General features: G+C 32.8%; 25 protein-coding genes, 7 tRNA genes and 1 other RNA gene. 16 read left to right on the top strand and 17 right to left on the bottom strand.

Features of this window, described 5'->3' with window-relative positions:
- Nucleotides 1-129: 129 nt before the first annotated feature.
- The 3 genes from JOC70_RS14570 to JOC70_RS14560 all read left to right on the top strand — a co-directional run bounded on the left by JOC70_RS14570 (nt 130) and on the right by JOC70_RS14560 (nt 4,125).
- Nucleotides 130-1,659: a spore germination protein gene (locus JOC70_RS14570; RefSeq protein WP_204599628.1), complete on the top strand. Its 1,530-nt coding sequence runs from the start codon at nt 130-132 to the stop codon at nt 1,657-1,659.
- Nucleotides 1,643-2,809, top strand: coding sequence for a Ger(x)C family spore germination protein (locus tag JOC70_RS14565; protein ID WP_204599627.1), 1,167 nt, complete (start codon nt 1,643-1,645; stop codon nt 2,807-2,809). Before JOC70_RS14570 ends, JOC70_RS14565 begins: the two co-directional genes overlap by 17 nt.
- Before the next feature lie 224 nt (nt 2,810-3,033).
- On the top strand, nt 3,034-4,125 hold the full coding sequence (locus JOC70_RS14560) for a GerAB/ArcD/ProY family transporter (RefSeq protein WP_204599626.1): 1,092 nt from the start codon (nt 3,034-3,036) through the stop codon (nt 4,123-4,125).
- 161 nt (nt 4,126-4,286) lie between these two features.
- On the opposite strand, the gene JOC70_RS14555 is transcribed toward JOC70_RS14560, so the two are convergent.
- From JOC70_RS14555 to JOC70_RS14540, 4 genes are all read right to left on the bottom strand, one after another.
- The gene (locus JOC70_RS14555) at nt 4,287-5,009 is read right to left on the bottom strand and encodes an ATP-binding cassette domain-containing protein (protein ID WP_204599625.1); all 723 of its coding nucleotides are present in this window, start codon (nt 5,007-5,009) and stop codon (nt 4,287-4,289) included.
- Entirely contained in the window at nt 4,996-5,667 is a 672-nt protein-coding gene (locus JOC70_RS14550; RefSeq protein WP_204599624.1) for an amino acid ABC transporter permease, read from the bottom strand. The genes JOC70_RS14555 and JOC70_RS14550 overlap by 14 nt, the downstream gene beginning before the upstream one ends.
- A gap of 107 nt (nt 5,668-5,774) precedes the next feature.
- Nucleotides 5,775-6,593, bottom strand: a complete 819-nt coding sequence (locus tag JOC70_RS14545; RefSeq protein ID WP_204599623.1) for a substrate-binding periplasmic protein — start codon at nt 6,591-6,593, stop codon at nt 5,775-5,777.
- 159 nt (nt 6,594-6,752) lie between these two features.
- Nucleotides 6,753-7,211: a GreA/GreB family elongation factor gene (locus tag JOC70_RS14540; protein ID WP_204599622.1), complete on the bottom strand. Its 459-nt coding sequence runs from the start codon at nt 7,209-7,211 to the stop codon at nt 6,753-6,755.
- A gap of 271 nt (nt 7,212-7,482) precedes the next feature.
- Here JOC70_RS14540 and JOC70_RS14535 point away from each other — a divergent pair.
- The 7 genes from JOC70_RS14535 to JOC70_RS14505 all read left to right on the top strand — a co-directional run bounded on the left by JOC70_RS14535 (nt 7,483) and on the right by JOC70_RS14505 (nt 8,354).
- A tRNA-Gln gene (locus tag JOC70_RS14535) sits at nt 7,483-7,557 on the top strand.
- Nucleotide 7,558: 1 nt separating this feature from the next.
- Nucleotides 7,559-7,634, top strand: a tRNA-Lys gene (locus tag JOC70_RS14530).
- Nucleotides 7,635-7,648: 14 nt separating this feature from the next.
- Nucleotides 7,649-7,732 (top strand) — tRNA-Leu (locus JOC70_RS14525).
- Between the two features lie 290 nt (nt 7,733-8,022).
- Nucleotides 8,023-8,099 (top strand) — tRNA-Arg (locus JOC70_RS14520).
- Between the two features lie 5 nt (nt 8,100-8,104).
- Nucleotides 8,105-8,180 (top strand) — tRNA-Lys (locus tag JOC70_RS14515).
- Nucleotides 8,181-8,196: 16 nt separating this feature from the next.
- Nucleotides 8,197-8,272: transfer RNA gene (locus tag JOC70_RS14510), tRNA-Pro, on the top strand.
- 8 nt (nt 8,273-8,280) lie between these two features.
- A tRNA-Gly gene (locus JOC70_RS14505) sits at nt 8,281-8,354 on the top strand.
- A gap of 118 nt (nt 8,355-8,472) precedes the next feature.
- Here the strand turns inward: JOC70_RS14505 and JOC70_RS14500 are convergent.
- The 4 genes from JOC70_RS14500 to JOC70_RS14490 all read right to left on the bottom strand — a co-directional run bounded on the left by JOC70_RS14500 (nt 8,473) and on the right by JOC70_RS14490 (nt 9,819).
- The gene (locus JOC70_RS14500; protein WP_204599621.1) at nt 8,473-8,958 is read right to left on the bottom strand and encodes a DUF6773 family protein; all 486 of its coding nucleotides are present in this window, start codon (nt 8,956-8,958) and stop codon (nt 8,473-8,475) included.
- Nucleotides 8,958-9,155 (bottom strand): helix-turn-helix transcriptional regulator, encoded by a 198-nt coding sequence (locus JOC70_RS14495; RefSeq protein ID WP_204599620.1) that lies wholly within the window; start codon nt 9,153-9,155, stop codon nt 8,958-8,960. The genes JOC70_RS14500 and JOC70_RS14495 overlap by 1 nt, the downstream gene beginning before the upstream one ends.
- 155 nt (nt 9,156-9,310) lie before the next feature.
- Nucleotides 9,311-9,439: a hypothetical protein gene (locus tag JOC70_RS19425; protein ID WP_279381263.1), complete on the bottom strand. Its 129-nt coding sequence runs from the start codon at nt 9,437-9,439 to the stop codon at nt 9,311-9,313.
- A 44-nt stretch (nt 9,440-9,483) separates the two neighbouring features.
- Entirely contained in the window at nt 9,484-9,819 is a 336-nt protein-coding gene (locus JOC70_RS14490; protein ID WP_204599619.1) for a hypothetical protein, read from the bottom strand.
- A 202-nt stretch (nt 9,820-10,021) separates the two neighbouring features.
- Between JOC70_RS14490 and JOC70_RS14485 the strand changes: the two genes are divergently transcribed.
- Nucleotides 10,022-11,131: a DUF362 domain-containing protein gene (locus JOC70_RS14485; protein WP_204599618.1), complete on the top strand. Its 1,110-nt coding sequence runs from the start codon at nt 10,022-10,024 to the stop codon at nt 11,129-11,131.
- A 224-nt stretch (nt 11,132-11,355) separates the two neighbouring features.
- Here the strand turns inward: JOC70_RS14485 and JOC70_RS14480 are convergent, their stop codons facing one another.
- The 3 genes from JOC70_RS14480 to JOC70_RS14470 form a co-directional block, all read right to left on the bottom strand.
- Nucleotides 11,356-11,679, bottom strand: a complete 324-nt coding sequence (locus tag JOC70_RS14480; protein ID WP_204599617.1) for a GNAT family N-acetyltransferase — start codon at nt 11,677-11,679, stop codon at nt 11,356-11,358.
- 158 nt (nt 11,680-11,837) lie between these two features.
- The gene (locus JOC70_RS14475; RefSeq protein WP_204599616.1) at nt 11,838-12,719 is read right to left on the bottom strand and encodes a metallophosphoesterase; all 882 of its coding nucleotides are present in this window, start codon (nt 12,717-12,719) and stop codon (nt 11,838-11,840) included.
- 152 nt (nt 12,720-12,871) lie between these two features.
- Nucleotides 12,872-13,420 carry a histidine phosphatase family protein gene (locus JOC70_RS14470; RefSeq protein ID WP_204599615.1) on the bottom strand — a complete coding sequence of 183 codons (549 nt, stop codon included), beginning with the start codon at nt 13,418-13,420 and terminating at the stop codon, nt 12,872-12,874.
- Nucleotides 13,421-13,703: 283 nt separating this feature from the next.
- On the opposite strand from JOC70_RS14470, the gene JOC70_RS14465 reads away from it, so the two are divergent.
- Nucleotides 13,704-15,113: a DUF4317 domain-containing protein gene (locus JOC70_RS14465; protein WP_204599614.1), complete on the top strand. Its 1,410-nt coding sequence runs from the start codon at nt 13,704-13,706 to the stop codon at nt 15,111-15,113.
- 77 nt (nt 15,114-15,190) lie between these two features.
- On the opposite strand, the gene JOC70_RS19545 is transcribed toward JOC70_RS14465, so the two are convergent.
- Entirely contained in the window at nt 15,191-15,889 is a 699-nt protein-coding gene (locus JOC70_RS19545) for a tetratricopeptide repeat protein (protein WP_204599613.1), read from the bottom strand.
- 259 nt (nt 15,890-16,148) lie between these two features.
- Here JOC70_RS19545 and ssrS point away from each other — a divergent pair.
- The 4 genes from ssrS to JOC70_RS14440 all read left to right on the top strand — a co-directional run bounded on the left by ssrS (nt 16,149) and on the right by JOC70_RS14440 (nt 18,535).
- Nucleotides 16,149-16,340: non-coding RNA, 6S RNA (gene ssrS, locus JOC70_RS14455), on the top strand.
- A gap of 292 nt (nt 16,341-16,632) precedes the next feature.
- Nucleotides 16,633-17,202, top strand: a complete 570-nt coding sequence (locus JOC70_RS14450) for a flavin reductase family protein (RefSeq protein ID WP_204599612.1) — start codon at nt 16,633-16,635, stop codon at nt 17,200-17,202.
- Between the two features lie 207 nt (nt 17,203-17,409).
- Complete coding sequence (locus JOC70_RS14445; RefSeq protein WP_204599611.1) at nt 17,410-17,874, top strand: flavodoxin family protein; 465 nt, start codon at nt 17,410-17,412, stop codon at nt 17,872-17,874.
- Nucleotides 17,875-17,890: 16 nt separating this feature from the next.
- Complete coding sequence (locus JOC70_RS14440) at nt 17,891-18,535, top strand: NAD(P)H-dependent oxidoreductase (RefSeq protein WP_204599610.1); 645 nt, start codon at nt 17,891-17,893, stop codon at nt 18,533-18,535.
- 159 nt (nt 18,536-18,694) lie between these two features.
- Here JOC70_RS14440 and JOC70_RS14435 read toward each other — a convergent pair whose 3' ends face one another.
- The 5 genes from JOC70_RS14435 to JOC70_RS14415 form a co-directional block, all read right to left on the bottom strand.
- Nucleotides 18,695-20,341 carry a nitrite/sulfite reductase gene (locus JOC70_RS14435; RefSeq protein WP_204599609.1) on the bottom strand — a complete coding sequence of 549 codons (1,647 nt, stop codon included), beginning with the start codon at nt 20,339-20,341 and terminating at the stop codon, nt 18,695-18,697.
- 92 nt (nt 20,342-20,433) lie between these two features.
- The gene (locus JOC70_RS14430; protein ID WP_204599608.1) at nt 20,434-22,137 is read right to left on the bottom strand and encodes a sulfate adenylyltransferase subunit 1; all 1,704 of its coding nucleotides are present in this window, start codon (nt 22,135-22,137) and stop codon (nt 20,434-20,436) included.
- Nucleotide 22,138: 1 nt separating this feature from the next.
- Complete coding sequence (cysD, locus tag JOC70_RS14425; protein ID WP_204599607.1) at nt 22,139-23,038, bottom strand: sulfate adenylyltransferase subunit CysD; 900 nt, start codon at nt 23,036-23,038, stop codon at nt 22,139-22,141.
- 69 nt (nt 23,039-23,107) lie between these two features.
- On the bottom strand, nt 23,108-23,422 hold the full coding sequence (locus tag JOC70_RS14420) for a 4Fe-4S dicluster domain-containing protein (RefSeq protein ID WP_204599606.1): 315 nt from the start codon (nt 23,420-23,422) through the stop codon (nt 23,108-23,110).
- A complete protein-coding gene (locus tag JOC70_RS14415; protein ID WP_204599605.1) occupies nt 23,406-25,112 on the bottom strand; it encodes an adenylyl-sulfate reductase subunit alpha in 1,707 nt (568 codons plus the stop codon). Before JOC70_RS14415 ends, JOC70_RS14420 begins: the two co-directional genes overlap by 17 nt.
- Nucleotides 25,113-25,131: the final 19 nt, after the last annotated feature.

Genomic DNA, 25,131 nt, shown 5'->3' with positions numbered 1-25,131 from the left:
TAGAGGATCACCGCCTTACCATGAAACTACTTTATCCCAGAAGCTGATGTTATGAATAAAAGTACTTATTTGGTAAATAATAAAAAAAGTTACCTTCTATTACAAATTCGGTATAGAAAGGTGGTTCATATGAGCAAAGAATACAAAAACATTCAAATTTCCAATATGCTAAAAGAAAATGTAGATCTTATAAAATCTATTTTAGAGAACAATATATCTATCATATATAAAGAATTTGAGAGCCGAGCTAAGAACAGTCTCCTATTTTGCATTATATTTTCAGAAAACCAATGTGATATAGATAGGATATCTAGAAACATTTTAAATCCAATTATGTCTACAGAACTTGGAAATGAAATACCTAATGATAATAGAATTGACTTATTATTAAATAAGATAATTTTAACTTACGATAATAATAAATTAAAAGATATAGAAGCATGTATTGATAACATTTTAAACGGAAACACAATTTTATTTATAGATGGATGCAGCGAAGCTATTTCAATAAATACGCAACAAAAAACAGAAAGATCTATAACTGAACCGGAATCAAACAAAGTAACACGAGGTCCAAAAGAAGGTTTTACAGAAGCTATGGAAACAAATATAGCTTTAATCCAGCAAATAGTTCATTCTCCTGAACTAAAATTTAAAACTTTAACTTTGGGAGTGCAGACAAAAAGTAAGATTTGCATAGTTTACATGGATAATATCGCCTCTCATCATATACTTTGTGAATTAGAAAAAAGGCTGAACCTAATTGATATAGATGCCATTATAGATTCTCATTATATTGAAGAATTTATCACTGATACGCCATTGTCTGTATTCAACACAACTGGATATACTGATAGGCCAGATGTTGCCTGCGGTAAACTGCTTGAAGGAAGAGTCTTGCTGATTTGCAATGGAAGCCCTGATGTAATTACGCTGCCCTTTATTTTTCTTGAAAACTTTCAATCCAATGAAGATTATTATAAAGGCTTTGTGGAAGCAAGTTTTTATAGAATTTTAAGATTTATGGCATTTATTATTACCACATGTACTCCAGCTATATATCTAGCTATAACTACATATCATCAGGAGTTACTACCTACACCGCTTTTAGTAAGTATATTGGCCTCCAGGGATTCCGTCCCTTTCCCAACTATAGTGGAACTGATACTTATGCTTTTTGTGTTTGAGCTTATTATAGAAGCCAGTAGAAGACTCCCTTCAAATATAGGGCAGACAGTTAGTATTGTTGGTGCACTAGTTCTTGGTGAAGCTGCTGTTTCCGCTAGATTTATCAGCGCACCTATAATAATAATAACTGCAATAACAGGTACTTCAAGTTTTTTAGTTTCGTCTATAGAAGGACCAATTGTTTTTACAAGAATACTAAATCTTATTTTTGCTGCACTTCTTGGACTATACGGATTTATATTTTCCATAACCATACTTGAAATATACCTATTTTCTCTACGGTCATTTGGCATTCCCTATACTCTGGGACTTTCAACCTTTAGAAAATATGACTTGCAGGATACTTTAGTAAGATCTCCCTGGTGGTATATGAAATATAGGCCAAGACTTATATCAGCGAAAAATTTTCTTCGTCAAAAGACTAAAAGGAATAATTTTTCCAAAGGTGATAATCATGAAAGTAATAAGTAAATGGGTTTTAGCTTTTATATTATTAATAAACTGCATATTACTCTCAGGATGCTGGAGCTATAACGAAGTAAATGACAGGTTAATAGCAATTTCTGTAGGTATTGATTATATTGAAAAAAGCGAAAAATATAGAGTTACTATAAAGGCCATTAATGCAAAACCAAGTGAGAGTGGAGTAAATATTATACCAGAAGTTATATCTGTAGAAGGGGATGGAATATTTGATGCAATAAGAAAATCAGGTCCACTATTGGGTAAAAAGGCTTTCTGGAGCCATATGCAAACCTTGATAATAAGTGAAAATATAGCTTCTAAGGATATGCTAAACGCAATTGACTTTTTTAACCGTGATCCAGAGGTAAGACAGGATTGTACAGTTTATATTAGTTCAAGTACAACCGCAGAGGAAATAATACGATTAGAAGCTAACCTCCAAGAAAAGATGAACTATAACTTAAATAATGCAATAAAGACTCAAAGATTTGTAGGTTCATTTCCTGCACTTGATCTTCATGAATTTATAGTGCGTTCAATGGAGGACACAGTTGAGCCTATTCTTCCAATTATAGATTTTCACTCGGATGGAGATTTAGCTCCAAGCCTAGGAGGGTCTGCTGTATTTCTTAAAGATAAAATGGTTGGTAAACTAAGTGATAATCATACATTATTTACTTTAATAATAAGGAATGACATTACTAATCCTTTACTATTGATTCCTATTAATAAAGAAAACTTAGAAAAAGATATTTCAAAAATCACTCTTGAAATTTATAAATCAAAGTCTAAAATAACAGCAAATGTAGATAATGAAGATATAAAAATCACTATAAATACTGAAATTGATGCAGGTATTGCAGAACTAGGTACTCCTATTGATTTTTCAAAATTAGAATATACTGAAGCAGTAAAGTCCTTAGGTGAGGAAGAAATAAAAAGCCAAATTATTGAGACAGTTAAAAGAGTCCAAAAAAAGTATAAGTCAGATATCTTTGGCTTTGGAAAAGCTGTACAAATAAGTAATCCTAGACTTTGGAAAAAGTTAAAAGATGAGTGGCCTGATAAATTTAGTACGCTGCCCGTATCAATAAATTTGAAATTAAATATTACAAATACCGGAAAAACTATGAAGTCATTAGGAGGAAGTGAATGATTTGAATATATTTATAGTCATTTTTTTATACTTATTTTTATTCATAATAGATGGCTATCCTGTAGTAAAAGGCTATAAAAAATGTAGCCCTCTTTCTTATTTGATAATATTTTTTACAGCTTTTTCTTTGAGCATTTTAACATCTTTAAGGATAAAAGTGCCAAGTCCAGCAAAAGGTATAGAGAACATAATACTATTTATAATAGGAAAATAGGAGATTTTCTATGAAGGAAGTAATATCAAAAAAACAAACTATTGCTTTAATTGCAGCTTTTATATTAGATGGATCAATAATACTTCCTACTGCACCAGAAGCAGGTCGAGATTTATGGCTTTCTATAATAATAGCAATTTTCATTTCTTGTGGATTATTTTGGCTTTATTCAGAGATACAGTTGCTTTATGCAGGTAAAGACCTCTTTGATATATGTAATTTAACACTAGGTAAATTCATCGGAGGTATATTAAATATATTATACATTTGGTACTTTATACATTTAGCCTCATTGACCTTAAGAGATTTTGGAGAGTTCATGAATATTCTTACCATGCCTGAAACCCCAAAGTTTGTTATAATGCTTGTGCCATGCTTTATTTCCGCATATGCAGTAAAAAAAGGCATTGAAGTACTAGGACGGTTCTCACTATTTTCAAGCGTATTTACATTTATTGTAATAATCTTTCTTGCTATATTATTAACACCTGAAATAGATGTGAAAAATATTCTTCCTATAATGGGGGATGGTATATCTAGAGTAATGAAAGGAGCTTGGTCAGCTGTAACTTTTCCCTTTGGTGAATGTGTTATATTTCTTTGCATAACAAATAACATCAATGATTCTAAGCTTATTAAAAAATCATATTTTACTGGGCTTGCTGTAGGTGGTTTATTTTTATTATTTACTAGTTTATATGTAATATTAACATTAGGCGAGGAAATGTATGGTTCATTATACTTTCCAGCTTATAGAGCGCTAAGCAGAATACGTATTGGAGATTTTATTCAGAGACTCGAAGTAATCGAAGGTTTATTATTAAATATATTTGGTCTAATTAAAATAAGTATATGTATATATGCCTGTTCTATAGGAATTAGTAAATTATTAAAAGTAAAGGATTATACAGCAATAGTAATTCCAGTAGTCTTAGTAATGTTTAATCTTTCAAATATACTTTACGAAAACATAATGGAACTAGTATCTTGGACTTCACAAATTTATAAATATTATGCACTTCCATTTCAGATATTTTTCCCAATTATGATTTTTATTGCAGCAAAGATAAAAAACACTAAAGATAGTAATCTCCCTCTATAGCCAAGACACACCATTTTTATATCCTCCGCTAAGACTTAAATAATCGAATGTAAAAACTATGCTAAAATATTTTAGCATAGTTTTTTGTTTAAAAGATATTTTAAAAACCGCTGTAACTTTTTCTGCATTTTAAACTTGCCACTTGCCACTAGGGTGGCACTTTACATTACCTTTTCTAAGAATTCTCTAGCACGATCAGATTTTGGTTTTGAGAAGAAAACTTGAGGAGTATCATCTTCAATTATCTGTCCTCCATCTAAAAAGCAAATACGATCCGCCACTTCACGAGCAAAGCCCATTTCATGAGTTACCAGCACCATGGTAATACCAGTACCTGCAAGGCCCTTAATTACATTGAGCACTTCTTTTACCATCTCTGGGTCAAGGGCACTTGTAGGCTCATCAAATAAAATCACTTCAGGATCCATAGCAAGAGCACGAGCTATGGCAACACGCTGTTTTTGTCCTCCAGAAAGAGTTGCCGGGTATACCGCTGCTTTTTCAGAAAGTCCAACCTGTGAAAGAAGCTTCATTGCTTTATCTTCAGCTTCACTTTTGCTCATCTTTTTCACCTTTGTAGGCGCATAAATCATATTTTCCATAACAGTCATATGAGGAAACAAGTTAAAATGCTGAAATACCATTCCAACTCTTTGTCTTATTGCCATTATATCTGTATCTTTGTCAGTAATATCAACCTCATCAATAAAAATCTTACCTGAAGTTGGAGTCTCCAGTAAATTCATACATCTAAGCAGTGTTGATTTTCCGCTTCCAGAAGGGCCAATTATAGCTACAATTTCACCTTTTTTAATTTCCATAGAAATATTATTAAGTACTGTGAGTCTGCCAAAAGTTTTTGACACATTCTTAACGTTTATCACTTCTATTCACTCGCCTTTCTACCCATTTTCCTATCATAGATAACACCATTACTAAAAAGTAATAATACACAGAAATAACTGCATAAGGTTCAAAGGCACGATAAGTATCCGATACAATCATTTGTCCAGCTCGCAGTAATTCCACAACTCCAATGGTGGAAATTAACGTAGTATTTTTCATAAGTCCAATAAACTCATTAATTAAACTTGGCATGACACTTTTAATAGCCTGTGGAAATATAATATCCCTAATAGTTTTTCCATAAGGTATCCCAAGGGCCATTGCAGCTTCCCTTTGTCCTACATCTACTGCCTGAATACCTCCACGCAAACTTTCAGAAATGTACGCTGCTGAATTAAATGCAAAAGTAATACATCCTAACTCAAAATTTGAAAGAGCTTTTAGTGCAGGAAATAATTGCGGAAGTCCGAAATATACCATAAACACCTGTACTAATAGAGGTACTCCTCTAAAAACAGATGTGTAAAATGCTCCAAATGCTCTCAGCACCTTAAATCTTGATAATTTCATAAGCGATAATGGAATAGAAATCAGTATGCCTAGTAATAAAGATACAGCTGTTACATTAATAGTTGTAATGGTTGCACGATATAAATAGGGCAAATATTTCATCATAAAACTAAAATCAAGTTGCATACAAATTCTCCTTTATAAAATTAGATACAAGCCATAAAAATCACCTTCCCACCAGTAATCTCTACAGCTTGTACTATCTCTTTTTCTAGTTAAATTATTTTAAAGTATTAATCTACGTAATCTTCCCCTAGCCATTTTGTAATTATTTGTTTTAATGTACCATCTTCTTTTAATTTTTTAATTTCTTTATTGAAAACAGGTACAAGTTCGCTTCCTTTTGGGAAACCAATATTAAATGTATCTAAGGATCCTAACTCTACTTCTTTTGAATTTATAACGAAAAATGATAGCCCCTCATTTTCTGATGATATTTTCTTAGCTGCTGTTCCACCAGTGATTGCTGCATCTACACGCCCCATAGCTAATTCCTGAGTAACTGCAGCTTGACCGTCAAATGTTACTAATTGCGCCCCTTTAATTTTTTTAATGATATCCTCGTAGTTAGTACCTGTACTACATGCAACTTTTTTACCATCCAAGTCTGCTACTGAGTCTATATTTGACCCCTTCTTTATTAATACCCCAACTTTACCTGTAGCATATTTGTCTGAAAAGTCTATGCTTTTAGCACGTTCTTCAGTATAACTCATTCCAGAGATTACGAAATCCGCTTGCTTTGCTTGAAGAGAACCAATTAAACTAGAAAAAGGCATATTCATTATTTCATATGTGAAACCAAGGTCTTCTGACATTTTGTTTAAAATATCTATGTCTAACCCTTCATATACTTCTTTCCCCTTTGAATCTACTGTTACTGTTTCAAAGTACTTATAGTTAGCACTCATAGCAACCTTCAAGTGTTTTCCTGATAATGCTTTTCCACTATTTTCAGCAGCTGCTGGAGCTGAATCAGCTTTTTTCCCACATCCAGCTAGTGCAACAGTACATAATGTTAATGCAAGAATAAACTTTATCACTTTTTTCATTGTCTTTCCCCCTAATATTTACTACTTAATTTGACGATAGAATAATTATACTACTATCTGCATAATGATGCAATAGGTTTTATGTATATTTATAAGCTTATATGCAAAAAATAAACTTGCCACTTGCCACGTGGGTGGCACGTGGCACATGGCAAGTTTCTATATAATTTTAAGTATTTTAATTGTATAATCACCTTCAGGTGAACTTACTACGCAGGTACTGCCAACTTTCTTTTTATATATGGCAGCTCCTAGTGGAGATTCTACTCCAATAAACCATTCCATTGGATTGCTTTTTAATGTAGTAGTTAAAGTTATTTCCTGATTTTCACTATCTTCTATAAATTCTATAAGTATTTTATCTCCAATATTGCATTCATCAATGTTAACATCATCTGCTACTTTTGATGTTCTAATCATCCTTCTTAAATAACCTAATCTTCGGTTATTTTCATAATATCGCTGTTTAGCTGCTATATACTCAGCATTTTCCGATCTGTCACCATGTGCCGCTGCCACCATCTTTTCTCGGGCTATTTCTGCTCTTAGCGTTGTATTTCTATAATCATATTCCCTTTGCAAGGCTTCTAAATCTTCTTTTGTTAAGATATTATGCATATTACTCACCTTTCAATATAATTTCCTATTTTTGTAATATAATTATACGTTATTAACCTATTGCTGTAAATAATATTATGGAATAATATAGGCATTTCAATTTTCATAATTCATAAGCTTATTTTAATTAAAACGCTTCCGAGCGTATCTTTATGCGATATCTTAAACATAGTCTCAAATAATATAGGAAATATAATTTATTTTATATATATGACATATTATTATATTTTTAAACTTTTATATTTATGATAAGATAATTTTCGTCACATACTGGGATGTCGCCAAGCGGTAAGGCACGGCACTTTGACTGCCGCATTCGTAGGTTCGAATCCTGCTATCCCAGCCACGGTTCACTAGCTCAGTCGGTAGAGCACATGACTTTTAATCATGGTGTCCGGGGTTCGATTCCCCGGTGAGCCACCAAATAAATTTAATATGCAGGTGTGGCGGAATTGGCAGACGCACTAGACTTAGGATCTAGCGCCTACGGCTTGCAGGTTCAACTCCTGTCACCTGCACCATAATAAAAAGATAGATACTTATTTTGAGAATAAGTATCTATCTTTTTTATTTTAAATTTCTCGCAGGCTGAGCTTTCAGAATTAAACACTTGTAAAAACGCATCCGTGTGTATCTTTATTCAAAATATCGAATATAATGTCGAATAATAAAGAGATTATAACTTATTTTTTGCATACCCATCATTATTAACTTTATAACCTTTTTATTTATGATAACATATCTTTTGTCGCAAACAATAGTTCTTACGGAAACATAGTACATGTAGTTTAGTTTGCAAAGTTTAAAATATGCGTCTTTAGCTCAGCTGGATAGAGCAACGCCCTTCTAAGGCGTGGGCCAGGAGTTCGAATCTCTTAAGACGCACCAAATATGCGCCATTAGCTCAGTTGGTAGAGCACCTGACTCTTAATCAGGGTGTCCCGGGTTCGATCCCCTGATGGCGCACCATTAACAAACTTTATATCGGGGTGTAGCGCAGATGGGAGCGCGCGTGGTTTGGGACCATGAGGTCGCAGGTTCAATCCCTGTCACCCCGACCACAAAACCTGCGGGTGTAACTCAATGGTAGAGTGCTAGCCTTCCAAGCTAGTTACGAGGGTTCGATTCCCTTCACCCGCTCCATAAATAAAAAAACACAAAGGATAAAGCTCCTTTGTGTTTTTTATTGTCTTCTTTTTTATAAATAATTATATCATATTTATAAATTATCTTGCCACTTGCCATGTGGGTGGCACTAATATTAGTCATTATCCTCATCATTTAACATGGATTCAATTTTCTTTTGCTTCTTCTTGTTTACTATATAAAGAGTTTCAAATGCTATAAATGTAATAATAGATGACGACAAAAAGGTTACGACTGCAACTAATAGAGTATTTATAATATCCCTCTTAAACCACTCTCCTAATTTCATATAATTAAGTGTAGTATTAATAATTGTAACAACAAGTCCAGTAACAAGGCTATTTAACACAACAAGCTTTTGGCTGTATTTCGAAGATTCAAACAGGTCATTTCCCACCATTATATTACGAACTATGATATATACGGAAATAGCAAGAAATAAAATTACCTCAACTGCATATTGTGAAAATGGTGCATTAAACATATATTGTTGAATTAACACCGATAAAAGTAATCCATAAAAAAGTATTTGAAATGCATCGCTTCCTATTTTCCTTTTCTGCATTAAAATTCTTTCATCTTGAATTTTTTCTCTTCTCATCAAATTCCCTCCCAAAATAAATCATTTAATGTTTTACCAAGTGCTTTACATATTGCAATGCAGAGGTTAAGTGTCGGATTATAATTTCCTGATTCAATTAATCCAATAGTTTGTCTTGTTACCCCCACAATTTTTGCTAAATCTTCTTGTTTCATATCGCATTCCAAACGAGCAATTTTCATTCTTTTATTTTTCATATTTCCCCTCCTTATATTACATATTGTAACTCAAACATTACTCAATGTCAATTATATATTGCATTTTAATAAAAAACATAAGTAGGCTTAATTTAAAGCCCACTTATGTTTTTGTGCTATTTTTAAGTTTTGTATCTCTTATGGGAAGCCATCGCCTATCTAAGGCTCTCTTCTAACCTATAATTTTCTTGAAACCAGAGAGTTATATTTTGAACAAAATCACTTATTTTATCCTTTATGTTTTCTAATATTTTTTCAAAATCATCTGGATTAATTCTGCTCATATAAAACAAGTTCCTTTCTTGCAGAAATAATTAAGATTATAATCCTAATCTAGTTCCTGTAAAACCTCTTCAGAAGAATAAACCTCTTTTTGTTCATAATTCATAATCGCTTCAAACATTTTGTTAGATGTATCTTCAGATATATCCTTATCAAAGAATAGTAATGCTTTATCTCCATATGAACTGCTCACTGCATCTTTTGCAAAAACTTTACCCTGATGGTCTGACAATATTTCTGTGATTTCTCTTCCTAAATGTGCAAACTCCTCTCCCTTATTCCAAGAAACAAATCCTATAAGGCTTTTAGCCTCGGAAGAATCAAATCCATTTTCTATAAGAACATCATGCCAAGTATTGCATAACAAATCATCTTTGGTCATTGCACTGCCTCCTCATTATCTTTTCTTATAGTTTTAGCTTATTTTTAGAATTATATTATAGGAACTGAAATGTTCCCCCATAGATTAGCTTATGCCCATTCTTTTATTTCTTTTCACTCCTTCATTGTTAAAATATTGCTATTGATTTTATTTACTGTAATATTTATACTAAAAATATTGAAATATCATTGGGAGGGTCTTTATGGAAAAATCTAAGGTATATTTTACAGACTTAAGAACTAGACCGGGTTTAAATTTATTAGACAAACTTGAAAGATTGATGAAAAAAGCTGGTATAGAAGGTATTGATTTTAAAGATAAATTTGTGGCAATAAAAATTCACTTTGGGGAACCAGGAAATTTGGCATACATAAGGCCAAATTATGCTGCAAAGGTTGTAAAGTTAATAACTGAATTAGGGGGCATGCCATTTTTAACAGACTCTAACACTTTATATACTGGTAGAAGATCTAATGCAATCGACCATTTAACTGCAGCTTTTGAAAATGGTTTTAATCCATTAACAGTAGGCTGCAACATAATTATTGCAGACGGCCTTAAAGGAACAGAATATAGAGAAATTGAGGTTAATGGTAAGCACTGTAAAACTGCAAAAATAGGTTCTGCTATAGCTGATGCTGATATCGTAATTTCTATGAACCATTTTAAAGGTCATGAAATGACTGGATTTGGCGGCGCTTTAAAAAACCTAGGCATGGGTTCTGGGTCAAGAGGTGGAAAACTAGAAATGCATTCAGCCTCTCAACCTAAAATAAAGGATAAAAACTGCAAATCTTGCTCACAATGCATAAAAAGCTGTTCTCAAAATGCTATAGAACTAGGCGAAAATAAAATAGCTGCCATAAATTACAGTAAATGTATTGGCTGCGGCCAATGTGTTGCAGTATGTCAGTTTAATGCAGCACAGGTTATCTGGAATGAGTCAGCAGACACTGCTAATGAAAAAATAGCTGAATATGCTTATGCTGTTATGAAGGATAAGGAAACTTTCCATATTAATTTTATAATGAATGTTTCACCTGACTGCGATTGTTTTAATGCAAATGATTTGCCTATTGTCCCTGATATAGGTATAGCTGCATCCTTTGATCCTGTTGCTCTTGATAAAGCCAGCGTTGATTTAGTAAATAGTGCTCCAATCATTACTGGATCTATACTTTCAGATAAGCACTATCATGAAGGTCACGATAAATTCAGTCATGTTCACTCAAATACGAATTGGGAAACGGGATTAAAACATGGTGAAGAATTAGGAATAGGTACTTTAGACTATGAATTAGTAACCGTATAAAATAAATAGGGCTGTGGCATTAAGAAATTAAACCTCAATATATTGTTTTAGAATTTAAAAATCTAATACAATATATTGTAGTTTTTATTCTTTGTACGGCAGCCACTGTTTATTATTACAATCTATTAAGATATATCCTCATTTGAGTTTACACCTAAAAATAAGCATAGATGTCTATCACAATTGTGATAACTATCTATGCTTATTATATTGTACAAAACCATCTAATGTTTTCCATCTATTTTACATGCAATAGCTTCATCATCAATGTCTTTGGACATTATATCTGAATACAATTCCTTATGTCCTTTAAGCCAAGTATTTGCATATGAACACGTAGCCGTAGTTTTAAGGCCTTTTTCTCTTAAATATTCAGCTACAACTTCTAGCATCTTTCCTGCTACACCCTGTCCTCTTAAAACTGGATTAACATATGAATGATCAATATCTAACTCTCCATTTTCTTTAAGAACAAAGGTTGTCTCCGCCATCAATTCACCTTTTTCGTCTATGCTGTATATACGCCCATCTTCATATTTCCAATCCATATTTTCCTCCTCCTTTAGATAAAAGTTATTCTTTCATCTAATTCCTTTTCAATACCCTATATAGGTATTATTATAGCACATGCTAACTTAATTTCAATATAAACTTAATATATCCTTCTCTTAAGCCTAATTCTGAACATAAAATAAACCGGAGACTTTTAATCTCTGTAACTTTCTATCCTTTCCGGCCCTCCTATTACTTCCCTCTTTACAACTAACACTCCATCCTTCATAACTTTTATACTCCACTTTATAAGTGCTATTTCTCCATTTTCTATTTCAATAGTACTTATAGAATAAGGCATAACACAGCATCCATCATTAAAGTAAGGGGCCTTTGATGGAACAGGGAACTTACTTCCGTGAGTGTGACCAGTAATTATAGGCTGGTTATTTTCTTTCACCCACTTTTCTAGTTTTTTATCTACTTTATCTCTTTTAGTATTGCTTTTTGCAGGGCTGGTGTTATTCCTAAAGCCAAAGTTGGCCTCTAAAAAACCCCATATATATCTAACAACATATTTAGTAATAAAACTTAAATTATAATTTATAAAGTCTAACTGATTTCCATGAGTCACAAAAAAGTCCAAACTTTTATTATCCTTATTATCACTTTTATATCTAAGTATTAGACCCTCATATACATCTAAGTTATTATAAAGCTTACAGAGGCAGTTTTCTCCTCCATTTTCATCTCTTTTCTTACATAGTTTCTTACTAAAGCTGGCTCTTTTTTTCACCTCATCATGATTACCATAAATCATATAAAGCCTATTATGTTCTTTAAATTTTAAAAGCAAATGAAAAATATCTTTATATATCTGGTATATATCCTGTATTTTTCTAACTTCCCAAAGCTCATCTCCATCACCTATTTCTATATAGGAAAATCCATTGTCATAATAATAATTTAAAGCTGTAATGTATATATTAGAGTTTGGAAGAAAGTTGTCTTTAAAGCTCCCATCTCCCCTATGACAATCGCTTATTAAGACTATCTTTGACTTATCATTGATTTCAATAATAGGTGACTTTTCCATTACCTTATTTAAAATATTATTTTTAAATATGATATACCAACTCCGAAAATTATTGATATATCATTATATGCGGGGAGAAAAAAAGTGCCACCCACATGGCAAGTGGCAAGTTAATAGAACTTGCCACTTGTCATGTGGGTGGCACCATAAGATTAAATGCTTCTCCTATTCATAAAATCTGACAGGGATAATTTATTAAGAACTTCATATCCCCTTTCCTTTCCTAATGGCTTAATAATAACTGTTCCCATATTTGGGATTTCACCTAAGCCAATTTCTCTTGGAAAACTGTGAGCAATAATAACTCTATTACTCCCTTCAGGGGGCTTAATTTCTAATCTTGACTGAAGAGAATCTAATATTTGCTTTTGCTCTTCTGCCGGCAAATTTCTACTTAAATTATAAATTTCAATCCAAAATGGATCTATTTGAACAGCTGATCTTCCAAAAGCTAATTGTGCAGTTTCTATAGTTCTACAAAAGGGACTAGTTAGAATGGGATAACTAATAGGAATTCCTAAATCACGAAGAATTTGTCCATAATAGACCGCCTGTCTTCTACCCATATCAGAAAGATTTCTTTGGGTAAAACAGTCTCTAAAATTAAAATTAGGCTGATCTACCCCTACTGTTGCTTCTCCATGTCTAGCATATAGTATATATCCACCCTGTCTAAGTAACTCAAACAATGATCTGTTCAACTTGACTTCTCCCTTACAAACTTATTACTATTTTTCCCAATGACCTGACCCCTTACACATATCTTATGCTTCTATCTCCTAGGTGCTCACTGCTTTATTAAATATAAATAAATTGCTTCACCTATTTTAGGAGATTTGTATTTTGCGATGGGCCACAGTGAATATTCTTTGGTTGTTAAATAAAATCTTTAATTAATTCTAGAAAAATATTATACTTAAATAGTGATAATATTTTAATTAATATATTATAGATAAAAATTACTAGATTGAGGGGTTTTTAGACATGAGAAAAAAAGATATACTTGAATTAAAAAAACGTTTTAAAAAAGATCATTGCACCTTCACTAAGATGTGCGGCTGCTATGTTAATGGAGAAAAAAATATTATTTTAAAATTTAGAGAAACCTTTCTAAATTTAAATGAGGATGAATACTTTAAGTACTTAGAAATTGCTAAAAAAGTACTATCTGGAACTATTGGGAATAATATTTTAGAACTTAACTTCCCAGTTAATGAAGACCTTATAAATGAAAAACAAATTTCTCTTATGCAGCTTAAAACCAGTCAATTAAAGAATGATGCTATCCTTGATGATTTTTATCAATCCATAATAGATAATTATGATTATACTGGCAACCTTTTAATACTTCTTTTTCATGACGCTTATGACGTTATTACTAAAACCAATGATAATGCAAAGATAGATGAATCTGAAGAGGTATATGAATATGTGCTATGTGCCATATGCCCTGTTTCACTTTCAGATCCTGGTCTTAGATACTTTGAAGAAGAAAACAAAATACAAGCACGTATTAGAGATTGGGTGGTTGGAGCTCCAGCTAATGGATTTGTGTTTCCTGCCTTTATTGAGCGCAGTTCAGACGTTAACTCCATTATGTATTACACAAAAAATCCAAAGGATATACATCCTGAATTAATGGAAAATGCTTTAGGTTGTTATTCAAAACAAACTGTTGCTATACAAAAGGAAACATTTCAATCAATTATTAAAGATTCCTTTAGTGCTGATGAAGAAAAGGCTAATAAAATTTTTATGGAAATACAAGAAAACTTAAATACTATGATAGATGAACACAATTCCATATATGATGATACAGACTCTGAGCCTATAACCTTAACAAAAAATGATGTACAAACCCTTTTAATAGAAAGCGGAGTCCCTGAAGAAATTACTACTAGAATTGAAAAATCTTATGTTGAATGCTTTGGTGATGACCTTCCTGTAGCAGAAAATTTAATTGATGCAAAGGTACTTAAGGCAAATGAGCAGAGAAAAAAGGAAGAAAACCTAAAAAAGCAAGTAGAAGTACTTCAAGCTAGACTAGAGCAAATTAAACAAGAAGCCGCTGTAGATAACGAAACCCACCTGTCTACAGAAGCTAATGATGATAATGCAGTTTTAGAAGAAGCTTTGGTAAGTAATTCAGACGAAACCTTAGAAACTGATTCGGAAACTAGCTTACAAGAGCCTTTAGAAAATAATTTAGAAGAGAGCGAAGATACAAATTCAGAAGATAATAAAGTTATTCCTGACTATGATGTTATACTTCAAGTAAAGCCTGAAAAAATACCTGAAATAAAATCTCAAATAATTGATGGCCAAAAATGCATAGTTATTCCTATTAATGAAAATGAACAAGCTGCAGTTAATGGCTTAGATGACCTAATTTAGTTCCTGGAATGGGGTGTCACCCCATTCCAATGAAAATTTTAAGCCAATGCTTATGAGATTAAGCATTGGCCCTTTATTTATTTACTTTCTATTTCCTTTATCATTCTCTCAGCAGAAGAAACAAATTGAGAGCCTGGATAGTTTTGTATTACCTTCTTAAAATACACTAGAGCATTAGCATTATCATTAAGTTTTTTATAACTGTCACCTAATTGATAAGTAAGCCAAGGCATAAGACTTGAATCCGGCTTAATCTTATAGGACATCTCTAATTTTGGCAGAGCCTTCTCATAATTTCCTTGTTTATATAACCTATTACCTTCATTATATATGTCCCATATCTCCTTTGTAGTTAACTTAGATGCATCAGCATCTTTACTAGACTGGTCTTGTTCAGATTTTGTGTCATCTGATTCTTGTCTGGTATCTTTATCATTTTCATTTTCCTCTTTAGTATCCTTATCATCTTTGTTAGATACATTATTTTCATTATCTAAATTTTTATTATTCTCATTGGATCCAGTATCTTCTTTATCTAATTTTTCATTATTCTCATTTGATTCACTATCTGCTTTATCTAAGTCATTATTTCCCCCTGAAACTTGCTCTGTGCTTTTCTTTGAAAGATCTACTGTGCCATTGTCAGCCTGGCTCTTTTTAGGGCCATCACCAAGAATTAATCCAATCCCATAGCCTATGATAAAAATAGCCATAAGCACACAAAGGGTTGAAATTATTAAGATGTTCTTTCTTTTTGTATGTTTCTTTTTAGTCACTTAAATACCTCCCTGGAATTCTTAATACAACTGATAATTTTATAATAATATTATGGATTTAATATGAATGCGTACAAGATTTATACTAAATAATTATATGCTCCTTTTAATAAAACATCATAATTCTACTAATAAAATTAATTAAATAGTTTTATTCTAAATTGTTTGGTTTAAATTGCCATAGGGATATCTCTTGTATAGTAACTTTATATATGTTATTATATGTTTATAGCAAACAATGAATATTTGTTAATAACTATACTTTCTGAAATACTCGTTAAGCTCTTATTTTGAACCTACATTTAAAATTCGGGAGTTCAATATTTAGATGCGGAAATGTACCCTCTTGTGAGTCCCCATGTGGCATTGAAGGCGATTGAAACATCTGTGAGGACACCCACCTATCGAAGGATAGGTGTCAAAATTAGAGTACCGGTATTTTGGATATATACTTAGAGAATTTAAGCTAATGCTTGGTTAAGCATTGGCTTTTTGATTTATAAAAAGTATTATCAATATGTTGTTCTTTAACAAAATCTGTTACATTACTTGTTTTAAACCTTTGTGCTCAATTCAAATATTTATACGTTTTTACTCCTTTTTTCCATTGCACTCTAGATGGCTTACCCCCATTCGTGATTAAAGTCACGGTACAACTTTTTACTAATTGCTATAATAAGTTAAAAAGCTTGCTTTAGTCGCAAGAAAATAAAGCAGCAATTTACTGAATGGAGTGATTTTCAATGAAGAAAACAAGAGTTAATTTTAATAAAATGTATTATGGCTTCCCCATTTTTCTTATAAGCTTTTACGATGAAAATGGTGTGCCTAATGTCACTACCCTATCCTCTTCTTACACATTAATGGACATGGTAACTCTAGGCTTTGGAAGAAAGGGCTATGCAATAAATCAAATTAAAAAGGTGAAGGACTTTGTAATTAACATACCTGATAAAAAGATGATGCAGCAAATTGATTTTTGCGGCTTTATTTCAGGTCATAAAACTAAAAAGTTTGATTTTGTAAATTTAACTCCAGTAAAGTCTGACCTAGTAAATGCACCAATAATCGAAGAATGCCCAGTATCTATTGAATGCACCTTAACGGACATTATAGAAATCGATGATTATCCTCATATCACAAATATTTTAGCAAAGATTAAGGGAAGAGTTGTTGATTCTTCACTTTTAGATGAAGAAGGCAATTTAATTTGTGAAGAACTAAATCCAGTTTTATATGTTGGAGATGGAGCAAAACGTGCCTATAGATATACTGAAAAGAAAACTATGGATTCTCCTAAGTCCTTTTTATAATAGCAAAAAGGGGTTATCGCACAAAGAATAAAAACTACAATATATTGTAGTCTAATTTCTTAATGCGACAGCCCTATTTTAATTTTATCTGTTTTCTCTAATACAAATAAGCCGCATTAGTAAAACTTCAAAGTTTATATAAATACAGTTTTATCTATATATCCTAAAGAATAAATATATAATGTAAATATATTTAAGAGGTGAATGATGAAAACTGTTGTGATAAAAGAAATAGATGGTTATAAAGTAGATTCCATCTATGAACTGGACCTTAATAAAAATAGGATTAAAGACTGCTGTGGCTGCTGGAGCTGCTGGTGGAAAACCCCTGGAAGATGCATAAATAAAGATTTGGATGAATTTTATTCTAAGTACTTAGAAGCAGACAGAGTGATTATATTTTCTAAGGTTACAAAAGGTTTTGTAAGTGGAAATTTAAAAAGCCTTTTTGATAGGATTATTCCTTTGTTTATTCCTTATGTTGAAGTATCAAAGGGTGAATCAAGACACGTGCCCAGGTATGATAAATATCCTGATATAGAATTTTATTATGAAGGTAATTTTAAAACTGATGAAGGTGAGCAAATTTTAAAAGACTATATTTATCGTACTTTTGATATGTTTGAATCAAAGAATGTTGCAGTTAAAAAAATTGAAGAGTATATGGAATAATTTAGCGGAGGGGTATATGAGTACAATAATTCTTAACGGTTCTCCTAAAGGAGAAAATGGGAATTCTGAAATATTTATTAAACATTTTATAAGCGGTATGAAATCGCGCTGTGAGATAAGGTATATTATCAAAGAAGATCATAAAATTCTTGCACAGTATGTTAAAGATTTTGATACTATTATCTTTGTACTTCCACTTTATATCCATAGTATGCCTGGAGTTACTATGCGATTTATTGAGTACTTAGAGCCTGCAGAGCCTTCTGAAAATAAATCTATAGGTTTTATTTTGCAGGGTGGTTTCCCTGAATCAAATCAATACAAATATGCAGAAAAATACTTTGGTTCACTTTCAAAGGAGCTTAATAGAACTTATTTAGGAACAGTAATTAAAGGGAATTCCGCAGGAGTTTATATGATGCCAAGCTTCATGACAAAAAAACTCTTTAAGTCGTTAAAAGAATTAGGTGAAATATATGAACAAACTCACAGCTTCGATAAAACTATTATTGAGGATTTCAAAGAGCCCCATGAGCTTAAAGGATTTGAGCTTGCAAAGATGAAGTTTGCTGCTAAGTTAGGCTTAAACAAAGTATTCTGGAATAAATTTTTAAAAGAAAATGGTGCTTATGATAAAAATTTTGATAGACCCTTTGTATAGAGCTTTATAAATTAAAGGATGAGGTAAACTGGGAAGAGTAAAGGACTCTTCCCTTTAGTTTTTTATAGTCTAGTTTGATATTCTACTATATACTTTCCATCTACTTCTGATACATTTAAAGTCTTTCTTTGCCTTCTTTTTATTTTCTAATTATCCGTATTATTTTTTGCCAACGGAAAACTTCTCATTAGTTCCAAAATCACTATATAACTCTGGTGCTTTAGCAAAACTCTCAAGGGTAGAGTATTTCAATACCAACTCTTTGATTGAGGCATCTTCAGCCTTTACAAATTCATCAAACTCTTTGTAACCAGAATCATTTTTCAAAGCAGCAAGATCTAATAAGAACTTGGATATTTTTTTAGCTGGAATGTCTCCATAAGCTTCACCAAGCTTTACAACACCAGGGCCTACTTTTCCACCAAAAGAAACAGCATAAGCCGGAATAAATCCATCTTCAGTACGTTTTGCCCTTCCAGTGAATCCAATTTCACCAATTTGATGCTGTCCGCAGGAATTTAGGCATCCTGAAATATGTATTATTGGAAGTTCTTCCTGCAAGTTAGAATCTGAATTCCTGAATGTTTTCTTTATATCTGCCAAAAGTCCCTGTGAGTTGCAAAGACCAAAGTTGCAAATTATTGGTCCAACACATGCTACGGAATTGTACAATTTCTCAGTTGATATAAGCTTTGATGCAATTGATATTAATTTCTTCAATTCTTCTTCCTTCAAGTCTCTCACAAAGAACCCTTGAGTAAGAGTTAATCTTATTGATACGCTATAATCTATGCTTTCAATAAAATCCAATAACCTATCTAATTCATCAGTGTCTATGCTGCCGTTTTCCGGATGAATATATACGGAATAATATCCTTCTCGTTTCTGAGGGAATACTATCCTTTCATATTTTTTATCTATATTCAAATTACTGTTTGAATAACTTACTGTTTTTTCTTCTTTTGAGTTCAAATTTAAACTTAATTGTCTTTCACTTCTTATCTTATCAAGCTGATTTTTAAATAATTCAATATACTCTTCTTCCCCTAATCTGTTAACAACAAATCTCAACCTGGCCTTATGCCTATTAGTTCTATCTCCTTCTTTTTCAAAAATTTCCTTTACAGCCTGTGCATAATATAAAACTTCAGTATCTTCTATAAAATCCTCCAGTTTCAAAGCTGTTCTGGCGCTTCCGCCAAGGCCGCCTCCGCTGTATACTTCAAAGCCCTTCATACCATCAACAATTTTTGCAATGAAACCTAAATCAGCTATTGTAGCATTTGCTGTGTCTTCATCAGTATTTGAAAATGCTATCTTTAACTTTCTTGGAAGATTCATGGCACCTGGCTCTGACATAAGATGATTTGTAACCTTTTCTACATATTGTGATACATCAAAAATCTCATTTTTTGCTACGCCGGACAGCGGGGAGCAAGCTACATTTCTTACACCGTCGCCGCCTGCACCTTTTGTAGTCAATCCAGCTTTAATTAAATCCTCTAATACATTACCCAGGTCATCTAGTTTTACAGAATGAAGTTGAATATCCTGCCTTGTTGTTATTCTTATTATAATTCCGGGATATTTTTTAGTAATTTCACTAATTGCCTTAAATTGTTCTAATGTTATAACTCCTCCTGGAATTCTTGGTCTAACCATAAATGTTCCTGTTCCTCTTTCACCATAAATCCCCATCTTTGAGCCAAAAGATTTAAATGCCTCTATTTTACCTTCTTTAAATTGCTGCACATTATTCTTGAATTCCTCAATACTTTCTAACAATGCGTCCGTTATTCTTATCATTTTATCTCCTTTCAGTCATTGCTGAACTTTATAATAGCTTCTTATTTATAATTATTACTTAAAATTTCTTCAGTTACAACTAATTCTCAAAACTATATCATCCAAAAATTGCTGTGAAATATTATTCTTCGATAAGTGTCCAAGCTAACCCACTTATTTAAAAACTCTACTTCATTACCATCATTCATTTGATTATACTCATTTAGGAAGTTTAAAATTTTCTCTTCCGAATTCGCTTTTATTTCAAATCCTCTGCCGTTAATAACTGGAGTTCCAGTGTACTTATATTCATCAATTGACTGAATGCAAGCAATCTTCCTATCACGGACTTTAATTGCCACCCAGTCACGAAGAACTAAAATATCAATATTATCTGGATATTGATAACTTTCACCTTTAACTGGGATTTCATCTCCTACTGTATAAGTATGTTCCACTGATTTGTATTTTGATAAAGATAAACTTTCTGTATTATAGTAAAACTCTTCAAAAACATCTCCTCTTGCTTTTAGACCTTTATATTGGAATGAAAAAGCCTCATCCTTACTGCTCTCATTATCAGAAATATTTTCCACAACACCGCAAGCTGATGTCATATTGCTGATACGGTCAATCAGTATAAATTCCCCTAGTGCCTTGCGAGAATTAAACTTGTCCACTACAATCTTTTCAGAAAGTGAAATATCACACACTGCAATTTCATTTTTCTTCACGAATCCAGTTGGTAAATGCTCTCCAGTATTCACATCAATTTTATATTTTACTTCTGTAACAACTCCAGGCAACAGCTTAGTTCCTAATTTTACAAAATAGTTTTTACCTGCTTTTAATTCAGAATCGTCCATCCAGAGAATGGTTGCAGTAAACAGCTTACTGGTCACAATATTTGTATTTTTTGTAAGTACACATCCTCTAGATACATCAACTTCCTTATTAAGCTGTATTGTAACAGGCTGGTCCTTTGCTGCACTCTGCACATTTTTATCTGTTAAATAAATGCTTTTTACTAACGCCTTTTCATTGCTTGGAAGTGATATTATTTCATCTCCTACAGCAATGCTGCCAGCTTCAATCTGCCCCTGAAAGCCTCTAAAGCTATGATTTGGCCTGCACACTCTCTGCACAGGCATATAGAAGCCTTTCTCATCAGAAGTACCTTCAACATCTACATTTTCAAGATAAGTTAAAAGGGGTGCTCCTGTATACCATGTTATATTTTCTGATTTCTTCGTAACATTGTCACCCTCTGTAGCAGATACCGGAATGATTTCAATATTTTCTAAAGAAATCTCTTTCGCTAATTTTTTAATTTCCTCTTGGATTTCCAAGAATCTTTCCTGATCAAATCCGATTAAATCCATTTTATTAACAGCAAACACAAAATATTTGATACCCATTAAAGAACAAATTCTTGCATGTCTTTTTGTTTGAACAAGTACCCCTTGTTTTGCATCTATTAGTATAATAGCAAGGTCTGTAAAGGATGCACCAACTGCCATGTTTCTGGTATATTCTTCATGGCCTGGTGTATCAGCCACAATAAAGCTTCGATTATCTGTTGTAAAATAACGATATGCAACGTCAATAGTAATACCCTGCTCACGTTCTGCCATAAGCCCATCTAATAATAAAGAATAATCGATCGCCCCATCACGACTGCCGACTTTACTGTCTAATTCCAAAGCTTTTTTCTGATCTGCATATAAAAGCTTTGCATCATATAAAATGTGTCCAATTAGAGTGGATTTTCCATCATCCACACTACCGCATGTTATAAACTTTAATAAGCTTTTCATCTTAGAAATACCCCTCCCTCTTTCTTCTTTCCATACTGCCTGCTTCCTCATTATCGATAACACGGGTGGTTCTCTCAGATGATACTGCACTCAATGTTTCATCAATGATTTCATCTAAAGTTACTGCTTCTGATTCCATTCCTCCTGTCAGTGGATAACAGCCTAAAGTCCTGAAACGAACTTTTTTGTTTTCAACCTTTTCTTCTGGTAATAATTTAATTCTATCATCATCTACCATAATAATATTTCCATCCCTATATACTACAGGACGTTCTTTTGCAAAATATAATGATACAATATCAATATTTTCTCTCTTAATATATTGCCATATATCCCTTTCTGTCCAATTTGAGATAGGGAACACCCTCATACTCTCTCCTTTATGAATCCTGGTATTGTAGAGTTTCCACATTTCCGGCCTTTGGTTTTTAGGATCCCATGCCTGTGCTTCATTTCGGAAGGAAAAAATTCTTTCTTTTGCTCGTGACTTTTCTTCATCACGACGTCCTCCGCCAAAAGCTGCTGTAAAACCATATTTTTTCAATCCATCTTTCAACGCCTGAGTCTTCATAATATCTGTATAGGCTGAACCATGATCAAATGGATTAATTCCATCTTTTATTCCCTCTTCGTTTCTGTGAACAATCATTTCTATTCCTAATTCTTTTGCTCTTCTATCACGAAACTCTGTCATCTCCTTAAACTTCCATGTAGTATCAATATGCATGAAAGGGAATGGCGGTTTCTCCGGATAGAATGCTTTCATAGCAAGGTGCAGCATAACAGAACTGTCTTTTCCTATTGAATATAACATTACTGGTTTCTCACATTCGGCAGCAACTTCACGAATAATATATATTGCTTCTGCTTCCAACTTATCAAGATGTGATAATTCACTCATTATTAAATCCTCCTGCTCTACTTATTTGTATTTTAAATAGTAATTTCTTTTTTAATTTTAGATGTGTTTTTAATATTTATTGGAATCTTTAGGATTTATATCAATAGAATGGACGACTCCATTGCTCTCCTCGATATTCCAATGGACAATATCAGCTTCCTTTTCAACCGTTAAACGGCTTCCTCTTCCTCCAATATCCGCTCCTAAGTACAGCGAAATTGCACATACATTACATTCTTTGACACAGGAAGCACATCCCCAGCAATCTTTGGGATATCTTATATACGCCTTCCCATCGTCATCAAATTTTATAAGACTTCCAGGACAGACAGACAAACATTTTTTACACCCTACACATTTTTCCTTGTTAATTACTATGCTCATACGTCTCACCTCTTCCAACTAAATCTCTGTACATAATAGTAAGTTTTCCATCTATAAGCTTTGAATTAACATATTTAAGCCATTTATCGCTTTTCTCTGGATAATCCAAATTTTCTGCAAAACTATGCCATCTAGTTTCTTTTCTTGCCCTTAAATGAGCAATTACTGATTTACAAACAGTTAGTCTCTCTTTTAATTCATATACAAACATCAATTCATGCATATCACCTGCATGAAGGTTATTGCTTAATTTCATAATCTGTTCAATTTTTTCATCTGCTAACTCAAGCTGTTTTTCGTTAAACTGATAATTACTTCCAATTCCACCTGCATAAGTATCCATTACCTTCTGCATTGCTTCTTCCAGCTGCTCAGTAGAAAATGTAGGGGTTTGAAAATTCAATATGCTTTCTATTTCCTCTTTCTTAGACTTTATAAGCGAATCTTTCTCTCCTTTTAATAAAGGGGCAGAATTCCTTTTATCCTTTTTTAATTCTTCTGCTGCAGCTATACCTGCAATTTCGCCTTCAACCAATGCTCCTGTAACATATTTTTGTGGACAGCCACCAGCCACATCACCTGCAGCGAAAAGCCCTTTAATTGTGGTTTCACGTTTCGTATCAATCCAATATCCGCTTGCAGTGTGACCACCTACTATATATGGTTCAGTTCCTTCAATTTCCACATTCTGTTCACTTGGATTTTTACCTGACTCTATCCACTTAAGAGTCTGACTTGGCGCCATGTTCAAATATGCCTTTTTCAATTCTTCATCCTGGGAATTGCTTATCCCTTCTGTCCTTAAATAGCACGGGCCCCTGCCTTCCTGATTTTCCTTTATTGTTCCATAAACCCTTTCAGAAGTAGTAATACCATACTTTGTTTCATAAATTTCGCCTTTTGAATTAACCTGCTTTGCTCCCACACCCTGTGCAATGGTTCCAGTAGGGGCTATGGTGTCTTTGCATCTTAATGCAATAAATCGCATTTCAAAAGTTGTCATCTCCGCACCTGCACGGATTCCCATGGCATATCCTGCTCCAGTATTAAAGGGCGGATACCACATCTTATGTCTTGAAAATCCAGGATTATTGGGTCTGTACAATCCCGCTGCGCCTCCAGTAGCACAAATTACCTTTTTTGCTCTGATTTCATAAAGTATTTCCTCTTCCACTCCAATTGCAAATGCTCCTAATATCTGATTATCTTTTACGATATAATCAATCACATTAACCTGATTCATAACTTTTACATCTGAAAGTTTTTTCACTGCATCTGCTAAAATAGGCTTTATATTTTCTCCATTAATTTTAATGTTTCGATTCCCTCTGGCTACATACTCGCCATTTTCATCTTTTAAAATTACAAGTCCTAAATCTTCCAACTTTTTTGTTACTTTATTCAATCCCTGGGACATTGTAAGGAGCAAATCTTCTCTTACAATATTATCTGCGTCCTTTTTTGCATAATCCACATAATCTTCTGGAGTTCTTCCTTTTACAATATAGGCATTAATTGCATTGACTCCCGCTGCCAAACAGCCGCTTCTTTTAATGTTGGCTTTTTCAAGAATTAATACTTCTGCATCTGAATGTTCCCTTATGGTTATAGCAGCATAACATCCTGCTGTACCTCCGCCAATGATTAATATATCTGTTTCCAACTGTTTCACTTGTATTTCTTTTTTCATATAGTACTCCTTTTAAATT

It is taken from the genome of Clostridium pascui, from assembly GCF_016908015.1.
Lineage (GTDB): Bacteria > Bacillota > Clostridia > Clostridiales > Clostridiaceae > Clostridium_AK > Clostridium_AK pascui.
This window is presented reverse-complemented; position numbering and strand designations above follow the sequence as displayed.

Coding starts and splice junctions, on each gene's coding strand:
- JOC70_RS14570 (WP_204599628.1), top strand. CDS start 130: ATGAGCAAAGAATACAAAAACATTCAAATTTCCAATATGCTAAAAGAA.
- JOC70_RS14565 (WP_204599627.1), top strand. CDS start 1,643: ATGAAAGTAATAAGTAAATGGGTTTTAGCTTTTATATTATTAATAAAC.
- JOC70_RS14560 (WP_204599626.1), top strand. CDS start 3,034: ATGAAGGAAGTAATATCAAAAAAACAAACTATTGCTTTAATTGCAGCT.
- JOC70_RS14550 (WP_204599624.1), bottom strand. CDS start 5,667: ATGCAACTTGATTTTAGTTTTATGATGAAATATTTGCCCTATTTATAT.
- JOC70_RS14545 (WP_204599623.1), bottom strand. CDS start 6,593: ATGAAAAAAGTGATAAAGTTTATTCTTGCATTAACATTATGTACTGTT.
- JOC70_RS14540 (WP_204599622.1), bottom strand. CDS start 7,211: ATGCATAATATCTTAACAAAAGAAGATTTAGAAGCCTTGCAAAGGGAA.
- JOC70_RS14500 (WP_204599621.1), bottom strand. CDS start 8,958: ATGAGAAGAGAAAAAATTCAAGATGAAAGAATTTTAATGCAGAAAAGG.
- JOC70_RS14495 (WP_204599620.1), bottom strand. CDS start 9,155: ATGAAAAATAAAAGAATGAAAATTGCTCGTTTGGAATGCGATATGAAA.
- JOC70_RS19425 (WP_279381263.1), bottom strand. CDS start 9,439: ATGAGCAGAATTAATCCAGATGATTTTGAAAAAATATTAGAAAACATA.
- JOC70_RS14490 (WP_204599619.1), bottom strand. CDS start 9,819: ATGACCAAAGATGATTTGTTATGCAATACTTGGCATGATGTTCTTATA.
- JOC70_RS14485 (WP_204599618.1), top strand. CDS start 10,022: ATGGAAAAATCTAAGGTATATTTTACAGACTTAAGAACTAGACCGGGT.
- JOC70_RS14480 (WP_204599617.1), bottom strand. CDS start 11,679: ATGGATTGGAAATATGAAGATGGGCGTATATACAGCATAGACGAAAAA.
- JOC70_RS14475 (WP_204599616.1), bottom strand. CDS start 12,719: ATGGAAAAGTCACCTATTATTGAAATCAATGATAAGTCAAAGATAGTC.
- JOC70_RS14465 (WP_204599614.1), top strand. CDS start 13,704: ATGAGAAAAAAAGATATACTTGAATTAAAAAAACGTTTTAAAAAAGAT.
- JOC70_RS14450 (WP_204599612.1), top strand. CDS start 16,633: ATGAAGAAAACAAGAGTTAATTTTAATAAAATGTATTATGGCTTCCCC.
- JOC70_RS14445 (WP_204599611.1), top strand. CDS start 17,410: ATGAAAACTGTTGTGATAAAAGAAATAGATGGTTATAAAGTAGATTCC.
- JOC70_RS14440 (WP_204599610.1), top strand. CDS start 17,891: ATGAGTACAATAATTCTTAACGGTTCTCCTAAAGGAGAAAATGGGAAT.
- JOC70_RS14435 (WP_204599609.1), bottom strand. CDS start 20,341: ATGATAAGAATAACGGACGCATTGTTAGAAAGTATTGAGGAATTCAAG.
- JOC70_RS14430 (WP_204599608.1), bottom strand. CDS start 22,137: ATGAAAAGCTTATTAAAGTTTATAACATGCGGTAGTGTGGATGATGGA.
- cysD (WP_204599607.1), bottom strand. CDS start 23,038: ATGAGTGAATTATCACATCTTGATAAGTTGGAAGCAGAAGCAATATAT.
- JOC70_RS14420 (WP_204599606.1), bottom strand. CDS start 23,422: ATGAGCATAGTAATTAACAAGGAAAAATGTGTAGGGTGTAAAAAATGT.
- JOC70_RS14415 (WP_204599605.1), bottom strand. CDS start 25,112: ATGAAAAAAGAAATACAAGTGAAACAGTTGGAAACAGATATATTAATC.